This is a genomic window from Lysinibacillus sp. FSL P2-0066, assembly GCF_037969495.1.
GTDB lineage: Bacteria > Bacillota > Bacilli > Bacillales_A > Planococcaceae > Lysinibacillus > Lysinibacillus boronitolerans.
Genome location: NZ_CP150202.1, coordinates 3,809,858 through 3,829,870, shown reverse-complemented (window position 1 = coordinate 3,829,870; position 20,013 = coordinate 3,809,858). Strand labels below are relative to the sequence as shown.

Genomic DNA, 20,013 nt, shown 5'->3' with positions numbered 1-20,013 from the left:
CGTAATTTCTAAAAAAATTATCCAACTTAATTTTTTCTAATCTTGAGTCTTTAACAAATTTTCAAGTGCTTGCTTTAAATAAGGGAATTTAAATATAAAATGTTGTTGTTCTAAAAGGGTTGGTAGCACTTGTTGTCCTTCTAACACAAGTTTGCTTTGTTCGCCGAGAGCTAAACGCATCGCAAAGCTAGGAACAGCTAGCCAATGACGTCTGTCCATAACTTTTGCAATCATTTGACCAAATTCCTTCATTCTCATTGGATGCGGTGCTGTTATATTAAATGGACCATGTATATTTTCATTTGTAATAGCGAAATAAATCGCACGTGCTACATCTTCAATATGTACCCATGAAAGCCACTGCTCTCCAGAGCCAATCGTTCCACCCACATGCATTTGATAGGGCAATAGCATTGGTGGAAGTGCGCCACCATTTCTACCTAAGATGACACCAAAGCGTGCAAGTGCTACACGAATGCCTAATGCTTCTGCTCGTTTCGCATGTCGCTCCCAATCGTGGACTGTGGTGCCTAAAAAATCAGTTGCGTAATCCGTAAAATCTTCATCATAGATGGTTTCTGTGGAAGTTGGGTAAATACCAACGGCACTAGCATTGATAAGGACTTTTGGCTTTATTGTGAGCATGTCCATTATTCGTACTATTTCTAATGTGGCATTCATTCGGCTCCAATAGATTGCTTTCTTTTGCTTTTTTGTCCATCGACCATTATTTAATGAAACACCTGCTAAATTCACAAAGGCATCCACACCTTCAAAGATTTCCAAAGGTTGCTCCTGCTGCTGTAGCCATTGAACATAGTGAACGCCGTTTTCTAGCCTAGACTTATGACGTGTTAAGACAAAAAGGTCATGTCCGTTGTCCTGCAATAGCTGTATAAGAGCTTTTCCAACAAAGCCAGTACCACCTGCAATCACAATTTTCATAACAAGCACCTCTTTTCTCGAATAAAAAAGCTTACTAATAAGTTTATCATGTAACCAGAAAGTAAACATCTTTAGGCATTCATTGCGAGCAGGAAGTTTACCCGTGGAAGGGAAGAGAATACCCGCAAACAGAGGGGAATTAACCGCGCTAATTGTCAGATTCCCTATAAAGAAATGCTATAATGACAATAGTGAGGTGTTTGCTATGCGTATGATCACGAAAATTGCACGTCAAAAAAACAATCCTGAACGCTACAATATCTATTTAAATGAAGAGTATGCTTTTCCGGTTGATGAAGCCATTCTTATTCAGTTTGGTTTAACAAAGGGAAAGGTGCTCGATGAATTTGAAATCCAAGAAATTGCCTATGAAGATGAGATACGTAAGGCATTTAATAAGGGGCTAAACTTCTTATCTTATCAAATGCGAAGTGAGCATGAGGTTAAGAAAAAACTACTCGCCTTAGAATTTGGAGAAGCTGTAGTGTTAGAGGCGATCCAAAAGTTAAAATCCTATGGCTTTATTAATGATGAAAACTATTCAAAGGCATTGCTTGATACAAAGAAAGCCACTATGAAAAAAGGGCCGAGAGCCATTAGACAAGACCTGATCAAAAAAGGCATTGAGAAAAACTTGCAGGATGAGGTGCTTGCTACTTATAGTTTTGAGGAACAAGTAAAACTTGCTAAGCAACTTGCTGAGAAAATTGTTCGTGCGGAGAGCAAGAGGACGCCAACACAAATTAAGACCAAAATTCAAGATTACTTATTAAGAAAAGGTTATGCTTTTTCGATAGTGGAAGAGGTGCTTAGCCAAGTTGAGATAGGGCAGGATGATGACAACTGGCAGCAGTTACTCGATGCTCAAGGCGAAAAAGTTTGGAAAAAGTACGTATCGAAGTATACTGGTTATGAGCTAAAGATGAAGGTTAAACAGGCGCTCTATCAAAAAGGGTTCCCTATAGAAGTAATAGACCGTTTTATAGAAGAGAAGGAGAATGAAGAATGAGTGAAAAAAATTATGCAGCTATGTCTGAACATGAATTGCGAGAGGAAATTGCTTTTCTAAAAGAGAAAGCTCGAAAGGCAGAACAGCTAGGAATCATCAATGAATTTGCTGTTTATGAACGCAAAGCTTTAATGGCTGCGGCTTATTTAGTGGATCTTGATACGATCGTTCCAGGAGAAATGTATCGTATTGATGGTTCAGATAATGAGTTTTTCCAAGTAGATTATTTAAAGGGACGCTTTGCTTGGGGTCACCGTTTAGGCGGGGACAAATACCAAGAGGCACTACCAGTATCTATCCTTTCTCCAGTAAAGGTGGGCAAATAAATGGATGAAAAAATTGAGAAACTAACAGCAGAGTTACTTGCAAAGAATCCTCAGATGTCTGTTGGACGGGCGCAGGTTTGGGTAGAGTTGTTATGGAGTGATTTTGAATCAACTGCCGCGAAAGCAGGGTATGATTATCGTGGAGCAGAGTATACAGAAAATCTTGTTCGTCAATTAATTGCTAGCTACGGTGATAAACTACACGCATTTGCCGGGCGTAATCCGAAATATATACATTTACTAGATGCTAGTGATGATATGGTACAATAATAAAACCCTGACCAATATTGGTCAGGGTTTACTGCTTAATTACTTGCACCAATTTGAAGTTTTTTCTGGAGCTTATCTTCTGTAAAGATCCAGCCTGTGTAAGACGTAATGATGTCATTCGCCTCATTTAAATGTGCTACGGCCACGAAAGGATAACGATTGTCACTACGGTAACGCAGATCGATTAACCGTACTTCTATTAGGCCGTTTTCAAGCTCTGAAATCTCCCATCGGTACATAGGGGAGAAGGACACAAATGCAGCTAAGTTAGGATCTTTCATTGCAGCATCTACAAGGGCCGTTTTAGGCAAAGGCTTAATTTCGAATTTATCATAAATATTAACAGTCCTTCCATATGCACGCCCAACATAATAATGAGTTTTGGACTTGGCTGCGATTCGCCAGTGAAAAAAGCGCATAGTAGGTGCTACAATGACATATTCTTCATCTTGAATGGTATGATGCACCGCATTTTTTACTGCTTTTTGCACGGCAAATCGTAAAATATAGTAAATCACGATAACGATATACATGATACTGAATGTCCATACTGGATTTGTACCAAATGCCCATAACACAATTCCGACACAATGTAAGGAAAAGATTATGGGATCGAATGTATTAATGACACCTAATGCAACCCATTTTCGAGAGAAGGGTCGAATTGCTTGTGTACCATATGCGTTAAAAATATCGACAAAAACATGAAGCGCCACAGCTAAAAATGTCCAAAGCCATAAATGTAACACATTCACGTCTTGCAAAATTAGTGATAAAACAATGGTAATTAAAATAGGCCAAATAGCTACAGCTGGTAGTGAGTGTGTAATTCCTCGATGATGTCGAATATAGATGGCGTTATTACGTAGTTTTAACACAGTGTCAACATCTGGAGCTTGTGAGCCAATAATTGTACCTGCCATTACTGCTGTAAAAGTCATTGAATGATCGGCTACTACAGGGTCGGCTAATGCAAGACCGCCAAGGGCAATACCCATAACGAAATGTGTACCTGAATCCAAAAATATCCACTCCTAGTATGCATTAAAATCGAGTACAATGTGCATACAACTTATTTCAAAAATAATAAAAGGTATATTTAAATATTTTGACATTCATGTGAAAGAGACGATTATTGTCGATCTTTCACGAATATTCTTTACTTCATTATTGTATACCCTTTTCATCATAAATTAAATCGTAAAAACAACGGAGGTCACTGTGAATTACCCATATGTAACAGAATTTCGACAATCATTAGTTGACTGGTTTAACACAGAGAAGCGTGATTTACCGTGGAGACACACAACAGACCCTTATAAAATTTGGGTATCTGAAGTGATGCTACAACAGACACGTGTCGACACAGTTATTCCTTATTACAATCGCTTTATGGAAAGTTTTCCAACATTAGATTTGCTTGCGGAAGCACCCCAAGAATACTTATTAAAGCATTGGGAAGGTCTTGGCTATTATTCCCGTGCTCGCAATTTACAAGCAGGTGCTCGTGAGGTTTTAGAAAATTACGGCGGTATAGTACCTGACAATCGCCATGAAATATCTAAATTAAAAGGTGTTGGTCCCTATACTGCAGGCGCTATTTTAAGTATTGCCTATAATAAGCCTGAACATGCAGTTGACGGTAATGTTATGCGGGTTCTTAGTAGAGTGCTTGATATACATGATGATATAGCCCTTCCGAAAACGAAGAAAATTTTTGAAGTGGCGGTTGAGGAACTAATTGATCCTCATCATGCTTCATCGTTTAACCAAGGCTTAATGGAACTAGGTGCACTTATTTGTACACCTACCTCTCCAAAATGTTTATTATGCCCAGTCAGAGAGTATTGCACCGCTTTTAATGAAGGAGAGCCAGAAAAATTACCTGTCAAATCAAAAAAGATAAAAATGAAGCATCTCACATATGATGTGCTCGTATATGAAAATGACAAAGGTCAATTTTTAATGCAGCAACGTCCTGAGGAAGGTCTGCTAGCTAACCTATGGCAATTTCCAATGATTGATACAAGTCAATCTTCAGCAGAAAACTTTACAAAGGAATATACAGTCAATGCACAGGCCAAACAAGAGCTACTTACATTTAAACATGTTTTTTCACATTTAACTTGGCATTTAAATAGCTATTATATAAAATCCGAGTCCACTGAGCTAGGTGATTGGCTAAGCCGTGAGCAAATAGAATTATTACCGATGCCTGTTCCTATGCTAAAAATTTGGGAGGAAGTAAAAAAGCAAACCGCAGGAAAATAAATCCTTCTTAAAATCATCAAATCATGAGCATAAAAGTAATCACCTCCGTACACAATAACTAGCGTGGAGGTGAATGAAGGATGAAAAAACAAAACAACCAAAATTTCCAACCGAATAAAAACATGCAACGTCAAAGTGAAGAATTTGGTTATGAAACAGACGTAAATGAAGTGCAAAAGCAAAATGCGAAAGCAGAGCAAAAGAAAGCTCCAGCTTCTGGTCGTTTCTCAAAAACTAACCAAGATTTAGGTGAGTAACACTTTGTAACTGCATAATTGCATTTACCTCTAAGGGGCTGTCTTAAATCCGAAAAGATGAAAAAGACAGCCCCTTTTAAATTGTTTAGGTAAGTAAATCGTCAGCTGTAAAGGAAATCCTCTAAGTAATTAACTAAAAAATCCCATCAAAGCTGACATTATAATAAAATTCGCTTATAATTGACTAAATTTTATACAAATTCAAAATAGCGTAGTGAAATTTGTGGTTTTCTAACTACACCTTTCGCGTACACATTGCTATAATATACTAGAGACTGCTAGATTTAGGTAGCATAGACGAAAAGGTGGGCTAACAAAATGGCATTACCGGTAGAAGGAGAAACGATACAAATACATAGTTATAAGCACAATGGCCGTATCCACCGTGTTTGGCAAGAAACGATGGTTTTAAAAGGAACGAAAAATATCGTAATCGGTGCAAATGAACGGACACTTGTGACAGAATCCGATGGTCGTACATGGCTAACGAGAGAGCCCTCTATTTGCTACTTCCATGCGGAACACTGGTTTAACATCATCTGTATGCTACGTGAAGACGGTGTGTATTATTATTGCAATCTAAGCTCACCATTTGTTTTCGATAATAATGCCATTAAATATATCGACTATGATTTAGATATTAAAGTTTTTCCTGACATGTCTTATACCCTTTTAGACGAGGATGAATATGAGCTCCATCGTAAGGAAATGTCTTATCCTGATGTCATAGATAAGATTTTAAAGCGCAATGTCGATAAATTGATAAGCTGGATTCAACAAAAAAGAGGACCTTTTGCACCCGATTTCATCGATGTCTGGACAAATCGTTACAAATTCCAGCTTGATATGCAGTCAGATGATCGTTCATGACACCTATTAGTTTAACTAATAGGTGTTTTTTATTGGTGGGGAACAGAGAGCTGTAAAGGCAAAATCGAAATAGTTCGCTATAAAGTCACTATAACTGTATTTTAATCAAAATATTGCTATAATACTTAGGGCATTCATCTTCGAATGTCTGTTTCTTTTTGTAAGGATGTGATGATAAATTGGGAAGCATTAAGCGATATATGCGCTTTGTTAAACCATATACATGGGAAATTATTTTAACGATTATCATTGGTATAGTAAAATTTGCTATTCCACTATTTATTCCACTGCTCATTAAGATTGTATTGGATGACATTATTGCAGCAGATGACTTAACAGATGTAGAAAAAACAAAAGAATTATTTTACTGGCTAGGTGGAACTATTATTGTGTTCTTTATTATTCGTCCACCTATTGAGTACTATCGACAATATTTTGCACAACACGTAAGCAACAAGGTGCTTTTTGATATCCGTAAGGAAATTTATGCACATTTACAGCGTTTAAGTTTAAGGTACTATGCCAATACACGTGCAGGTGATGTTATTTCAAGGGTAATTAATGATGTTGAGCAAACAAAAACCTTTGTCATGACGGGGTTAATGAATGTTTGGTTAGATCTGGCGACGATTGTAATTGCGATTGCCATTATGTTAACCATGGATGTGAAGCTAACGCTAGTCGCATTGATCGCATTTCCATTTTATGCCTTCAGTGTGAAGTACTTTTTTGGCAAATTGAGAGATTTGACACGGAAACGTTCTCAAGCACTTGCGGGTGTACAAAGCTATTTACATGAACGTGTAGCTGGTATGAGCATTATTAAAAGCTTTACTTTAGAAAAGCATGAACAAAAATTGTTCGATTCAGCAAACGGTGAGTTTTTAGAAAAAGCACTTGATCAAACAAAGTGGAATGCAAAATCATTTGCTGTCGTGAATACTATTACAGATGTAGCGCCATTGCTCGTTATCGCCTATGCGGGCTATCAAGTAATAAATGGGTCACTTTCAGTTGGAACAATGGTTGCTTTTATTGCTTATATTGAACGTCTGTATGGCCCACTTCGTCGACTTGTTAGCTCTTCCACAACTTTAACGCAGTCAATCGCTTCAATGGATCGAATGTTCGATTTAATAGATGAGCCTTATGAAGTGAAGGATAAGGACTATGCTCGTGAACTCCCACGTGCAAATGGGCAGGTTCGCTTTCACAATGTATCCTTCCAATATGAAGAAACTGGCTCCCCTATTATAGATGCTATCGATTTAACGATAAATCCTGGAGAGACTGTTGCCTTTGTAGGGATGAGTGGTGGTGGTAAGTCAACGATTATCAGCCTAATTCCTCGCTTTTACGATACAACAAGCGGGCAAGTGACCATTGATGGAAACGATGTACGGGATGTCACTTTACATTCCTTACGATCTCAAATTGGTATTGTCCTGCAAGATAATATACTTTTTAGTGATTCTGTCAAAGAGAATATCTTAATGGGGAGACCAGATGCAACAGATGCACAAGTCATCGAAGCAGCGAAAGCGGCAAATGCCCATGACTTTATTATGAGTCTACCTAATGGTTATGACACAAAGGTTGGAGAAAGAGGAGTAAAGCTCTCTGGCGGACAAAAACAACGAGTTGCTATTGCGCGTGTGTTTTTAAAAAATCCACCGATTCTAATCCTGGATGAGGCTACTTCTGCATTAGATTTGGAAAGTGAGGCACTGATTCAAGAATCATTAGACAAGCTAGCTCATGAACGAACAACTATTATTATTGCGCACCGTCTTTCTACAATTACACATGCTGACAAGATTTTCGTTATCGATCATGGTCAATTAATCGAAAGTGGAACACATGAACAGTTAATGGACAGTCAGGGGACCTATTATAATTTATTCCAAGTACAGCATTTAGATTAAAATTTTCCGTAAATTACACGGTTTAAGAATTTTTTTCAAAAAAAAGTCTTTCATTTATTTGAAAATGGAAGGCTATTTTTTTTTGAAAAGTGTAAAAAATTATCTCTTTATAAGATTTTATTATTATCGAAGGCGATTATTGTAGAATTTCTATGTAATTTGCAGAATATTAATGATTGAAAGAGTAAGGATTTTTAGTTAGAATTATCTGAAAATAAGGAATTTAACGAAAGTTATAGTATTCTATTAATATTATTATACATTTAAGTAAAATATAGGTAGGGTGGGGCGTTACACATGAGGAAAAAACTACTAGAAATAAAAGGTTTGAAAACAACCTTTTTCACAGATAATGGGCAAATTCCTGCTGTAGACGATATCGATTTTTCTGTCCATGAAGGAGAAATTTTAGGGATTGTAGGAGAATCGGGAAGTGGTAAAAGTGTTACGTCGCTGTCCATCATGGGATTAATTCCATCACCACCAGGTAAAATAACGGGTGGAGAAATTTTGCTAGATGGCAAAAATATTGCTAAATATACGGATAAACAAATGCAAAAAATACGTGGAAAAGACATTGCAATGATTTTCCAAGAGCCAATGACTTCGCTAAACCCTTTGTTCACGATTGGTGACCAGTTAAAGGAGGCTATATTAATACATAATCCAAAATGGTCGAAAAAGGAAGCGTTTGCAAGAGCGGTTGAAATTATGAAATTGGTAGGTCTACCACGTGCTGAGGATTTGCTAAAGGACTACCCACATCAGCTGTCTGGCGGTATGCGTCAACGTGTGATGATTGCCATGGCACTTGTCTGTGACCCTCAAGTATTGATTGCAGATGAGCCTACAACTGCATTGGATGTTACAATACAAGCCCAAATTTTACAGCTTATGAAAGACTTAAATAAACGATTGAATACAGCTGTGTTGTTAATTACACATGATCTGGGGGTTGTCGCGGAAACCTGTGAGCGAGTGATTGTTATGTATGCAGGACAAATAGTGGAAGAGGCGCCGATTCATGAAATTTTCACTAATCCTAAACATCCCTATACACAAGGACTTATTCAATCAGTACCTGACATGCGTTATAAAAAGGAAAATTTATACTCCATTCCTGGAAGTGTACCGAAACCAGGAAGTATTCAGGTAGGCTGTCGTTTTGCGGCACGCTGTGAATATGCAATGGAACGTTGTTTACAGGAAACACCACCTTTATTTGAAGCAGCAGAGAATCATAAATCGAGATGTTTTTTACTAGAAAAGCAGGAGGTGGAGCAACGTGTCGAAAGCGTTATTAAAGGTTGAGGGGTTAAAAAAATATTTTCCGATTCGAAAAGGAGTCCTTAATTCACATGCCGGGGATGTAAAGGCTGTAGATGATGTTTCCTTTGAAGTATTTGAAGGAGAAACATTAGGAATTGTTGGCGAATCAGGCTGTGGTAAATCCACAACGGGTCGCTTATTAATGCGTTTACTAGAGCCCACTGGAGGCAAGATAGAATTCGCAGGCAAAATGATTTCAGAATTATCCAATAATGAAATGAGGAAGGCACGTAGAGATATTCAAATGATTTTTCAGGATCCCTATGCCTCACTAAATCCTCGCCATAACATCGGCAAAATTTTAGAGGAGCCTCTTATTGTTCATGGGATAGGTAATGCCAAAGAGCGAAAACAAAAAGTGTTGGAGCTACTTGAGATTGTTGGATTGAATGAATATCATATCAAACGCTATCCGCATCAATTTAGTGGAGGGCAAAGGCAACGTATTGGCATTGCTAGAGCCCTGATGACCAATCCACGCTTAATTATTGCGGACGAGCCAGTATCTGCACTTGATGTATCCATCCAGGCACAGGTTTTGAATTTATTGCAAAAGCTGCAAAAGGATTTAAGGCTAACTTATATTTTTATTTCCCATGATTTAGGGGTTGTGCGTCATATTAGTAATCGAGTTGGCGTTATGTATTTAGGTAAATTAGTTGAGCTGACAGCGAGTGAGGACTTATATGCTGAACCGCTTCATCCATATACACAAGCACTTTTATCTTCGGTTCCTGTTCCAGATCCTACGTTTGAACGGGAACAGATCATCATTTCTGGAGATATTCCAAGTGCATCAAATCCGCCAAGCGGTTGTACATTCCATACGAGATGTCCATTTAAAAAGGATCAGTGCTCACAGGTAGTACCTAAAATGCAAGAAGTGAAACCAGGTCATTATGTTGCTTGCCATCTTTACGAGGCGCTACAACATTAAATGATATAAAAACTCATAGGGGGAAATTCGATGAAGAAAAAGAAGTTTTGGACTTTAGGTGTAATGCTACTCCTTATTCTCTCGACAATCTTAGCAGCATGTGGCGGCTCAGATACTAAGGATACGGGTAGTAAAGATACTTCAACTGGTGGCGATACTGCTAGCAGTGGAGAACCAAAAATTTTAGTGTATGGTCGTGGTGGAGATTCTGTAGCACTTGACCCTGCTGTTGTTACAGACGGTGAATCCTTCACGGTGACAGCTAATATTTATGAAACACTTGTAAACTTTGGAGAGCGAGATGTCACAATTCAACCAGGCTTAGCTAAATCATGGGAGGCATCAGAGGATGGTTTAACGTATACTTTCCAGCTACAAGAAGGTGTGAAATTCCATGATGGCACAGATTTCAATGCTGAGGCTGTTGTTAAAAATATTGAACGTTGGAAAACAGGTGCAGATAAACACCCTTACTTTAGTTCGCAATTTGTCGTTGGTGACAAGCAAGTAATTGAATCAGTAACTGCAGAGGGAGACTACACAGTTGTCTTTAAGTTAAGCCAACCTCAAGCACCATTCCTGAAAAATTTAGCAATGTCTCCATTTGCGATTGCTTCTCCAACAGCATTTGAAGCAGATGAAGAAGGTTTATCTGCAAATCCTGTAGGAACAGGTCCATTCAAATTTGTTAGCTGGGTACGTAATGATTCAATCACAATTGAGAAAAACCCAGATTACTATATTGATGGCTATCCTAAATTAGATAAAGTAATTTATCGTTCTATTCCAGAAAACTCAGCACGTTTAAATGATTTATTAGCAGGCAATATTGATGTAGCTGATGGCTTAAGCCCATCTGATAAAGCAACAATCGAAGGCGATGCTAATTTACAGTTAATCGAACGTCCATCTATGAACGTTGGTTACCTTGGTTTAACTGTTACACGTCCTCCTTTTGATAATGTAAAAGTGCGTCAAGCAGTCAACTATGCAATTGATAAACAAGCATTAGTAGATGCATTTTATGAAGGGCTAGCTGAGCCAGCGAAAAACCCAATGCCACCAGTAATTTCTGGTTATAACGATGAAGTGACAGGCTATACGTATGATCCTGAAAAAGCGAAAGCATTACTTGCTGAAGCAGGCTACGATGGCAAGGAAATTGAGCTATGGGCAATGCCAGTACCACGTCCATACATGCCAGACGGACAAAAAGTGGCTGAAGCGATTCAAAAGAACTTAGAAGACGTGGGTATTAAATCTAAAATTGTGTCATTTGAATGGGCTACGTATTTAGAAAAAGCTCAAAACGGTGAAGCAGATGCATTCCTACTTGGCTGGACAGGCGATAATGGGGATGCGGATAACTTCCTATACACGTTATTAGACGGCGATAATATTGGCTCTAATAACTATACGTTCTATGATAATCCAGAATTACACAAGATCTTAACAGCTGCTCAAACTGAGATCGATGAAGACAAGCGTAATGAACTTTATAAGCAAGCTCAAGTAATTATTTCTGAGGATGCTCCATGGGTTCCACTTGCTCACTCTATTCCAATTTTAGCTGCTAACAAGAAAGTTACAAATTACATTGCGCATCCTACTGGCTCTGACCGTTTAGATGCAGTAGATATTCAATAGTAAATTTCACCATTTTTAATTGAACAAATAAATGTAATGTGAAGAATCTGCTTGCTTTTCTGCGGGTAAGCCGTGGAAATCTCGCAGATTCTTTTCAAGTAAAGATAATGATTATTTCCTGTATGAAAGATCTCAACTAAACATTCAAAACCGTTTAGTGAAGGCTCAACCTTTCAACAGTATATAAAGACTTCACAGTAGATTATGAAAATCATAGAGAGGTGATGAAAATGCTTCACTATATGGGGAGACGTTTACTTCAACTAATCCCAGTTTTGCTTGGAATGACTTTTATCGTCTTTATGTTGATACGAGCAATTCCTGGAAATCCAGCACAAGTTATTTTAGGACAACAGGCAACAAAAGAGGCGGTCGAGGCGTTAAACGCAAGTTTAGGATTAGATAAGCCCTGGTATACACAATATTTTAGTTACTTAGCAGGTATTTTTCAGGGAGATTTAGGGGTTTCCCTACGTACGAAACTACCTGTATCAGAAGAAATTTTCCCATACTTAGCAGCAACGGCTGAACTTGCACTATTTGCGATGATTATTGCAATTGTTATTGGTGTGAATGCGGGCATTATTTCTGCATGGTTCCAAAATTCTTGGTTTGATTATACAGCAATGATTATAGCGTTAATCGGTGTATCTGTACCCGTGTTCTGGCTTGGATTGATGGAGCAGTGGACATTTAGTAGTAAGCTTGGTTGGCTGCCTACTTCTGGTCGAGAAGATGTGCGAAATCCAATTACCGCCATAACCCATTTTTATTTATTGGATACGCTCATTCAAGGCCGCTTTGATCAATTCATCGAAGTCATAAAGCGCTTAATATTACCAGGAGTAGCACTTGCAACGATTCCAATGGCTATCATTGCCAGAATCACAAGGTCTTCCATGCTGGAAGTTATGCGCTCAGATTATGTGCGGACTGCAAGAGCAAAAGGACAAAAAATGTTTATTGTTGTTTATAAACATGCATTAAAGAATGCGGTTATTCCTGTGCTAACGGTAATTGGTCTACAAACAGGATTACTGTTAGGTGGGGCCATTTTAACAGAGACAATTTTTAGTTGGCCAGGAATTGGTCGTTATATTTATGATGCGATTGGCTTCAGGGATTATCCTGTGATTCAATCAGGTATTCTAATCGTTGCATTTATTTTCATCATGATTAACTTAATCGTGGATTTACTGTATACAGTAGTCGACCCACGTATTAAATACAAATAGAAGGGAGTTGCAATGATGACTGGAGCAATCGATATAAAAAAAGAAGCAGCACCAGTTCGAGAAAAGGCAGTAGGCCCATGGCTCGAAGGCTGGCGTAGTTTTAAAAAGAGCAAAGTATCCCTTGTAGGAGCAGGAATTGTTATATTTTTTATTTTACTGGCTGTCATTGGTCCGTTCATTGCACCACAGGGCATCAATGAACAAGATTTAACGAAGCGTTTACTGGCACCATCCGCTGATCATTGGTTTGGAACGGATGATTTTGGACGGGATATTTTTTCGAGGATCATTCACGGTGCAAGGATTTCGCTATGGGTAGGCTTTTTCTCTGTTATTTTGTCCGTGATAATTGGTAGTTTACTTGGCATCATTGCAGGTTATTATGGTAAATGGGTTGATACGATAATTTCACGTATTTTTGATATTATGCTAGCTTTCCCTAGTATGCTACTAGCGATTGCAGTAGTGTCAGTGTTAGGTCCATCTTTACAAAATGCATTAATCGCTATTGCTATTATTAACGTACCGAATTTTGGGCGCTTAATCCGTTCTAAAGTTTTAAGTGTCAAGGAAGAAGAGTATATAGTAGCGGCAAAAGCAATTGGTATGCGTGATGCGCGAATTCTATTTTCACATATTTTGCCGAATTCCATAACCCCAATAATTGTACAGGGAACACTAGCAATTGCGACAGCCATTATTGAAGCGGCAGCATTAGGCTTCCTTGGGCTAGGGGCTCAAGCTCCAGCACCAGAATGGGGAAAAATGCTAGCGGATGCACGTAAGTTTTTATTAAATGCTCCGTGGACGATGATTTTCCCTGGTTTAGCTATTATGTTAACAGTTCTTGGCTTTAATCTAATGGGTGATGGACTACGAGATGCACTTGATCCAAAAATGAAAAGTTAGTAAATAGGAACAATAACCTTCTACAAGTTAGAAGGTTTTTTTAGCTACTTGGACCAATGGATATAAAAGGAACATTTTTACTACAAAAACGTTCTATGCTATAGAAAAAGGCATAAGGGGCTTTCTAAAATAAGTGAAAAAACCTTTTCGGAGCCATTAATTGAATTTTTTGTCACGTTATTTTAGACTTAATTTAAGTAGAAATCTTTTAGCTTAGTAGATTATTGCTTACCATAAAATCTTTCGACTGAAATACATATTTTAGGAGGGTGTTAAAATTGGGGATTAATTTACAAAAAGGACAAAGAGTTGATTTAACAAAGGGTAACGCAGGATTAAATAAAATAAAAGTAGGTTTAGGGTGGGACCCTGTAGGTCAAGAGAAAAGTGGCGGCTTTTTAGGTGGTTTATTTTCCAGCAGAAATAGTGGCAGTGGCAGAAGTATCGACTGTGATGCTTCGGTATTGATGTTACAGGATGATAAGGTTGTTGCGGGTGACGATGTTGTTTATTTCGGGAAATTAACAAGTAGCTGCGGTTCTGTTCGACATTCAGGTGATAATTTAACAGGTGACGGCGATGGTGATGATGAGGTAATTACAATTGAGCTATCATCTGTACCTACGCAATATAACAAGCTTGTGTTTGTTGTAAACATTTATGATGCGGCAGGTCGCAATCAACACTTCGGTATGATTCAAAATGCATATATTCGTGTGTATGATGATAGGACAGGAAGCGAACTAATTCGCTATAATTTAACTGATAATTATTCGAATTTAACGACGTTAGTATGTGGAGAAATTTACCGTCATAATAATGAATGGAAATTTGCTGCGGTTGGTACGGGAACAAATGACATAAAGCTTGGCGACGTTGTTCGAAGATATCAATAAATAATTGACTAAATAGGAGGAATAAAAATTATGGGCATTTCACTACAAAAAGGTCAAAAGGTAGATTTAACTAAAACAAATCCAGGATTAACGAATGTTGTTGTAGGTTTAGGCTGGGATACAAATAAATATGATGGTGGTCATGATTTTGACTTAGACTCCTCTGTATTTTTACTTGCTGATACAGGCAAAGTTGCAGATCAAAATGATTTTATTTTCTATAACAACACTACAGGTGGCAATGGCTCAGTTGAGCATTCAGGCGATAATTTAACAGGTGTAGGCGAAGGTGACGATGAAGTGGTGAAAGTGGCATTAACTCAAGTACCTGCACATGTTCAGCGACTAGCCTTCACTGTAACAATCCATGATGCAGAGTCTCGCAGTCAGAACTTCGGTATGGTGTCTAATGCCTATATTCGTATTATAAATGCTGCTTCCAACGAAGAAATTATTCGCTATGATTTAGGCGAGGATTTCAGTATCGAAACAGCGATTGTTGTAGGGGAATTATATCGCCATAACGGAGAATGGAAATTTAATGCGATTGGTGCAGGCTATCAAGGTGGCTTAGCTGCTTTATGTAATGATTATGGCTTAAGTGTAAACTAAAATTTCATCTTTGGACAGAAAGGGAGATTTTTGAATGGCTATACAATTAAGTAAAGGGCAACGTATTGATTTAACAAAGCAAGATCCAGGCTTAAATAGCATTGGCATTGGTTTAGGCTGGGATGTAAAGCAATTTGACGGTGGGCAAGACTTTGACCTGGATGCATCTGTATTTTTACTAGATGCTTCAGGTAAATGTCGTAATGAACAGGACTTTATTTTCTATAATAATTTAGCGAGCCCAGACCAGTCTGTTGTCCATACGGGAGATAATCGTACAGGTGCAGGGGATGGGGATGATGAAAAAATTCTTGTCAACCTAAAGCAAGTATCACCTCAAATTGAAAAAATTGTAGTGACGGTTACTATTTACGATGCCGAGGGACGTCATCAAAACTTCGGGCAAGTTTTAAATGCCTATGTACGATTGACGAACGAAGAGTCGGGATCAGAGGTATTGCGTTACGATCTAGGCGAAGATTTCAGTATTGAAACGGCTGTAGTATTTTGCGAGCTGTACCGACATAATGGTGAGTGGAAATTTGCTGCAGTAGGCTCAGGTTACCAGGGTGGACTAGCTGCATTAATCAATGCATATGGCTTACAGTAACTAGTTTGAGAAATAGGTACATGACGAAGGATCTTGATTTTGTTTGGATGTATTAAATACATATGCTCACTGGCAGATGTGTGGACTTGTTTTAATAGATTCAGTATCAGGGCGCCAATCGTAATGCACTAAAAATATTTGCTAGTTTTTCGGGCTACCATCTTTCACATGAAATTATCGTTATTATTTTAATTGCTGCATTCTTATTGACATTTGTTATTTACAAGTTGAAGAAGAAAACAGCAGTGTAAACAAGGCACTGTATTGGTCTGTATGGAACAGGCTGATACAGTGCCTTTTTCACAAAAGGTATAGTTACTGGGGAGAGGATTAGATGCAACACTTTGCAACAGAAGCAGAGACGATTTTTTATAAGAAGCCACAGCCGTTTACAAAATGGGAATCACCAGATATTTTGTCGTATGCTCTAGGTGCGACATTGTACATGCCAGCTTCCATGCCTACAATTGTGAGCTTGATTCGATCACAAAAATATAAGCAACTCACATCCCTCGTCATTGATTTGGAGGATGCAGTAGGAGATGCAGAGTTAGTAGATTGTGAAGCTAAGCTGATAGAAGATATTAGTGAACTATACGCACTCTATCAGCAAAAACAGCTATTGCTTCAGGAGCTCCCATTACTTTTTGTTCGAGTCCGACATGTTGAGCAATTTCAAAAGTTAACGACTGCTTTAGGGAAAAAGCAAGAAATATTAACAGGCTATGTCTTTCCAAAGTTTACAGCAGAACAGGGTTCATGCTATTTTGAACTGCTTGAACAAACCATTTTAGAAAATGATTTAATTTTATATGGTATGCCGATTTTGGAGAGCCGTGAGGTACTATATAAGGAATCTCGCTTAGAAGCATTATTAGACATTAAAGCAGTTCTACATCAATACAGAGCCCGTGTATTAAATGTGCGAATAGGTGCCACTGATTTTTGTGGTATTTACGGAATTCGCCGCCGTATGGATTCTACCATTTATGATATTAGTGTCATTCGAGATTGTATTGCAGATATTGTCAATATCTTAGGTCGTGAGGAAGATGGTTTTATTATCTCAGGGCCTGTGTGGGAGTATTTTAATAATCAACGTGTATTAAAGCCCGCACTTAGAGTGACACCATTTAGTGAGAAAGGTGCGCTCGATACAAGGAAAGCGTTGTTAGACGATTGTTTAGATGGATTAATGAAAGAAGTTTTAATGGATAAACAAAACGGCATAGTGGGAAAAACTATTATTCATCCGAGCCATATCCGTGTTGTGCATGCCCTCTATGCTATTTCGTATGAGGAATACTTAGATGCACTAAGTATTATAGAAAATAATGATGGACAAAAAGGTGTTATGAAAAGTCACTATGCTAATAAAATGAATGAAATTAAGCCACATATGAGATGGGCACAGCGGATTTTAAAACAGGCTCATGTCTATGGTGTCTATCATGAATCTGTCGATTTTGCCTCACTTTTATTACAGTCTGAAATAGGTGGTAGTCTATATGCAACAACAAATGAGTAAATTAAGCATTTTACCGAATTATTCAATAGATATTGAAATTACCTACAATCCACATAATTTTGCGCTATCCAATTTGTTTAAAATGGCGGCTCGGATTAATAAGAAAAGACAATTTTTGTTTGTAAGCACAGTACTAGGCAAACATTTGGCTGTCCGTCCGCAAATCCCTTTACTGACAGGAACTCTTTTAGCTATGCTGTATCAGCAGCATCTTACTGGACAAAAGGTAATGGCTAAGTCTGTCGTAAAAGCTTTAAAAGACGGGGCTAATTTGGATGTAGTACAAAAATCCATAGAAGGAACCCTAGAATTAACGGATGAAACATTATTTATTGGCTTTGCAGAGACGGCAACAGCACTTGGACACGCAGTATTTAATGCCTTTCACTCGAATGCTATGTATATCCACACAACACGTGAAGTGCTGCCTGATTTTGAGCCATTTGTTACGTTTGAGGAAGAACATTCTCATGCGACAAGCCATAGAATTTATACGGAGGAACCAGAATTTTTACTGCAAGCTAAGCGCATTGTGTTAATTGATGATGAGATTACGACGGGGAATACGGTCATTAATATTATTGAGACATTAAGACAGAAATTTCCTTTAGTGAGACAGTATGCGGTACTATCTATTTTAGATTGGCGTTCAAAACAGCAGCAATCCATCTTTAAGCAATTAGAAGTACAATGGGATATCTCTATAGAATTCATCTCCATTTTGAGTGGGAATTTTAGCTGTTCAGGTATGCCAAGCTTAACAAGCACGCAACCAAATTTACAAACACAGGCTACAGAGGATATAGAACTATGGCCAATTCAGGCGCCTGTTGATCGCAAATTCTATCAATCTGTTGCGGAGAATGGTTTAGTAAATAATCAGCCTTATCTAGTAGCGACAGGGAGGTTTTTGCTCACTTCAAAACAGCATGTTGCACAAAAGAAATCGTTACAAGCTATCGCTAAGCAATTACAAGAGCTAAGAACAATCGGGCCAGCGCTTGTTATTGGCACGGGTGAGTTCATGTATGTTCCTATGCAAATTGCCTCTTATTTAGGAAATGATGTTTACTTTCAATCAACTACTCGTAGTCCAATCTATTGTACGGATGATTTGGGATATACGATTAACGAAAAAATAGCCTTTGAAAGTCCAGAAAATAACGGGGTTACTAATTATTTATATAATCTTCAAAGCCAGTCTTACACGGAACTTTTCTTCATTGTGGAACGTATAGCAAGTAAAGCGGTAGTTGCTCGTGTGGTGAAGGCATTACAAGAAGCCACTAAAGCCAAAGTATACGTAATTAGTATGCATGAATTGGAGGGAGAACGATGATATCGACTTTGCAGCCAGATAAAATGGGGAGTTATGCACCAGAGGACGTTATTTTTTTATTGCGTGATATTGGAAGTGCATTCCTTGAAATGGATAATGAGAAACGTGAACAGCTCATTCAATCGGGCATACATTATTCGGAAATGCTGCCAGTAGAGCAGCAACCATCTGATACCTACATGAATCTTTTTTATAAAGCGCTAGATGCTTATGCAGAAAGAATAGCAATCGCAGTTGGCGTAGTGGCAGAGCAAATCATTGAAAATAGAGGGTTAGAAAATTTAATTCTTGTGAGTTTAGCTCGTGCAGGTACACCCATTGGTATTTTAATCAAACGGTATATAGCCATACGTTATCATGTGAATGTTCCACATTACTCCATTTCTATACTACGAGGTCGTGGTTTTGATGAAACGGCAATTCGTTATATTTTGACACAGCACCCTCTAGGAAGTCTTCAATTTATTGATGGTTGGACAGGAAAAGGGGCAATTACCAATGAATTAATTCAATCCTGCCAAAAGTTTAACTTACAATATCAAGCACAGTTAAGCGCCAAATTAGCTGTTCTGGCTGATCCTGGCCATTGTGCCGCTATTTATGGAACTCGTGAGGATTTTTTAATACCTTCTGCTTGTTTAAATTCAACTGTATCTGGTTTAGTGAGTAGAACGGTATTAAATTTGCAGTTTATGGATGCAAACGATTTTCATGGTGCAAAATACTACAAAGAATTAGAGGCCGTAGATGTCTCCAAGCTGTACATAGAACGTATCGTCACATGTTTTGAACAAGTACAGAGTAAAATTGTGCAACAAATTCAAGAGCAAGAAATCTCTCCAATTACTTGGGAGGGTATGAAGTCCGTACAAACAATTCAACGAGATTTTGGTATTGATAATATTCATTTCATTAAGCCAGGTGTTGGGGAAACGACAAGAGTTTTGCTGCGAAGGATACCTTGGAAGATTTTAATTAATCCACAGTACATGCATGAATTGAAACATATTTTATTATTAGCACAGGAGAAAAATGTATTGGTTGAAGAGTATTCGAATATGTCCTATGCATGTTGTGGTTTGATCAAAGAATTATAGA

20 protein-coding genes are annotated in these 20,013 nt (G+C 38.1%); 18 read left to right on the top strand and 2 right to left on the bottom strand.

The window, feature by feature from the left end:
• Nucleotides 1–36: 36 nt before the first annotated feature.
• Complete coding sequence (locus MKZ14_RS19100; protein ID WP_258860026.1) at nt 37–945, bottom strand: TIGR01777 family oxidoreductase; 909 nt, start codon at nt 943–945, stop codon at nt 37–39.
• Between the two features lie 205 nt (nt 946–1,150).
• Between MKZ14_RS19100 and recX the strand changes: the two genes are divergently transcribed.
• Genes recX through MKZ14_RS19085 form a run of 3 tightly spaced genes read left to right on the top strand, consistent with a single transcriptional unit; the run spans nt 1,151 to nt 2,550 of the window.
• Nucleotides 1,151–1,954: a recombination regulator RecX gene (gene recX / locus MKZ14_RS19095; RefSeq protein ID WP_036076974.1), complete on the top strand. Its 804-nt coding sequence runs from the start codon at nt 1,151–1,153 to the stop codon at nt 1,952–1,954.
• Complete coding sequence (locus MKZ14_RS19090; protein ID WP_036076977.1) at nt 1,951–2,280, top strand: YfhH family protein; 330 nt, start codon at nt 1,951–1,953, stop codon at nt 2,278–2,280. The genes recX and MKZ14_RS19090 overlap by 4 nt, the downstream gene beginning before the upstream one ends.
• A complete protein-coding gene (locus tag MKZ14_RS19085; RefSeq protein WP_016995383.1) occupies nt 2,281–2,550 on the top strand; it encodes a YfhJ family protein in 270 nt (89 codons plus the stop codon).
• 35 nt (nt 2,551–2,585) lie between these two features.
• Here MKZ14_RS19085 and MKZ14_RS19080 read toward each other — a convergent pair whose 3' ends face one another.
• Entirely contained in the window at nt 2,586–3,572 is a 987-nt protein-coding gene (locus MKZ14_RS19080) for a metal-dependent hydrolase (protein WP_016995053.1), read from the bottom strand.
• A 199-nt stretch (nt 3,573–3,771) separates the two neighbouring features.
• Between MKZ14_RS19080 and mutY the strand changes: the two genes are divergently transcribed.
• The 15 genes from mutY to MKZ14_RS19005 all read left to right on the top strand — a co-directional run bounded on the left by mutY (nt 3,772) and on the right by MKZ14_RS19005 (nt 20,012).
• The gene (mutY, locus tag MKZ14_RS19075; RefSeq protein WP_258860024.1) at nt 3,772–4,821 is read left to right on the top strand and encodes an A/G-specific adenine glycosylase; all 1,050 of its coding nucleotides are present in this window, start codon (nt 3,772–3,774) and stop codon (nt 4,819–4,821) included.
• A gap of 80 nt (nt 4,822–4,901) precedes the next feature.
• Nucleotides 4,902–5,078, top strand: a complete 177-nt coding sequence (locus tag MKZ14_RS19070) for a gamma-type small acid-soluble spore protein (protein WP_008173504.1) — start codon at nt 4,902–4,904, stop codon at nt 5,076–5,078.
• 318 nt (nt 5,079–5,396) lie between these two features.
• Complete coding sequence (locus MKZ14_RS19065; RefSeq protein ID WP_016995055.1) at nt 5,397–5,948, top strand: DUF402 domain-containing protein; 552 nt, start codon at nt 5,397–5,399, stop codon at nt 5,946–5,948.
• Between the two features lie 179 nt (nt 5,949–6,127).
• On the top strand, nt 6,128–7,873 hold the full coding sequence (locus MKZ14_RS19060) for an ABC transporter ATP-binding protein (RefSeq protein WP_036076981.1): 1,746 nt from the start codon (nt 6,128–6,130) through the stop codon (nt 7,871–7,873).
• 297 nt (nt 7,874–8,170) lie between these two features.
• Nucleotides 8,171–9,184: an ABC transporter ATP-binding protein gene (locus MKZ14_RS19055; protein WP_333004906.1), complete on the top strand. Its 1,014-nt coding sequence runs from the start codon at nt 8,171–8,173 to the stop codon at nt 9,182–9,184.
• Nucleotides 9,159–10,139, top strand: coding sequence for a dipeptide ABC transporter ATP-binding protein (locus tag MKZ14_RS19050; protein WP_112116672.1), 981 nt, complete (start codon nt 9,159–9,161; stop codon nt 10,137–10,139). The genes MKZ14_RS19055 and MKZ14_RS19050 overlap by 26 nt, the downstream gene beginning before the upstream one ends.
• A gap of 30 nt (nt 10,140–10,169) precedes the next feature.
• Nucleotides 10,170–11,786: an ABC transporter substrate-binding protein gene (locus MKZ14_RS19045; protein WP_016995059.1), complete on the top strand. Its 1,617-nt coding sequence runs from the start codon at nt 10,170–10,172 to the stop codon at nt 11,784–11,786.
• Between the two features lie 230 nt (nt 11,787–12,016).
• Entirely contained in the window at nt 12,017–13,021 is a 1,005-nt protein-coding gene (locus MKZ14_RS19040; protein WP_004230491.1) for an ABC transporter permease, read from the top strand.
• A gap of 12 nt (nt 13,022–13,033) precedes the next feature.
• Nucleotides 13,034–13,930 (top strand): nickel transporter permease, encoded by an 897-nt coding sequence (gene nikC / locus MKZ14_RS19035; protein ID WP_258860939.1) that lies wholly within the window; start codon nt 13,034–13,036, stop codon nt 13,928–13,930.
• A 278-nt stretch (nt 13,931–14,208) separates the two neighbouring features.
• Nucleotides 14,209–14,826: a TerD family protein gene (locus MKZ14_RS19030; protein WP_016994005.1), complete on the top strand. Its 618-nt coding sequence runs from the start codon at nt 14,209–14,211 to the stop codon at nt 14,824–14,826.
• 30 nt (nt 14,827–14,856) lie between these two features.
• Complete coding sequence (locus tag MKZ14_RS19025; RefSeq protein WP_016994006.1) at nt 14,857–15,438, top strand: TerD family protein; 582 nt, start codon at nt 14,857–14,859, stop codon at nt 15,436–15,438.
• Between the two features lie 34 nt (nt 15,439–15,472).
• Nucleotides 15,473–16,048 carry a TerD family protein gene (locus tag MKZ14_RS19020; protein WP_016994007.1) on the top strand — a complete coding sequence of 192 codons (576 nt, stop codon included), beginning with the start codon at nt 15,473–15,475 and terminating at the stop codon, nt 16,046–16,048.
• Nucleotides 16,049–16,382: 334 nt separating this feature from the next.
• Nucleotides 16,383–17,576, top strand: coding sequence for an HpcH/HpaI aldolase/citrate lyase family protein (locus tag MKZ14_RS19015; protein WP_333004901.1), 1,194 nt, complete (start codon nt 16,383–16,385; stop codon nt 17,574–17,576).
• A complete protein-coding gene (locus MKZ14_RS19010) occupies nt 17,557–18,915 on the top strand; it encodes a phosphoribosyltransferase family protein (RefSeq protein ID WP_333004900.1) in 1,359 nt (452 codons plus the stop codon). The genes MKZ14_RS19015 and MKZ14_RS19010 overlap by 20 nt, the downstream gene beginning before the upstream one ends.
• Nucleotides 18,912–20,012: a cysteine protease StiP family protein gene (locus tag MKZ14_RS19005; protein WP_339280342.1), complete on the top strand. Its 1,101-nt coding sequence runs from the start codon at nt 18,912–18,914 to the stop codon at nt 20,010–20,012. Before MKZ14_RS19010 ends, MKZ14_RS19005 begins: the two co-directional genes overlap by 4 nt.
• Nucleotide 20,013 lies beyond the last annotated feature (1 nt).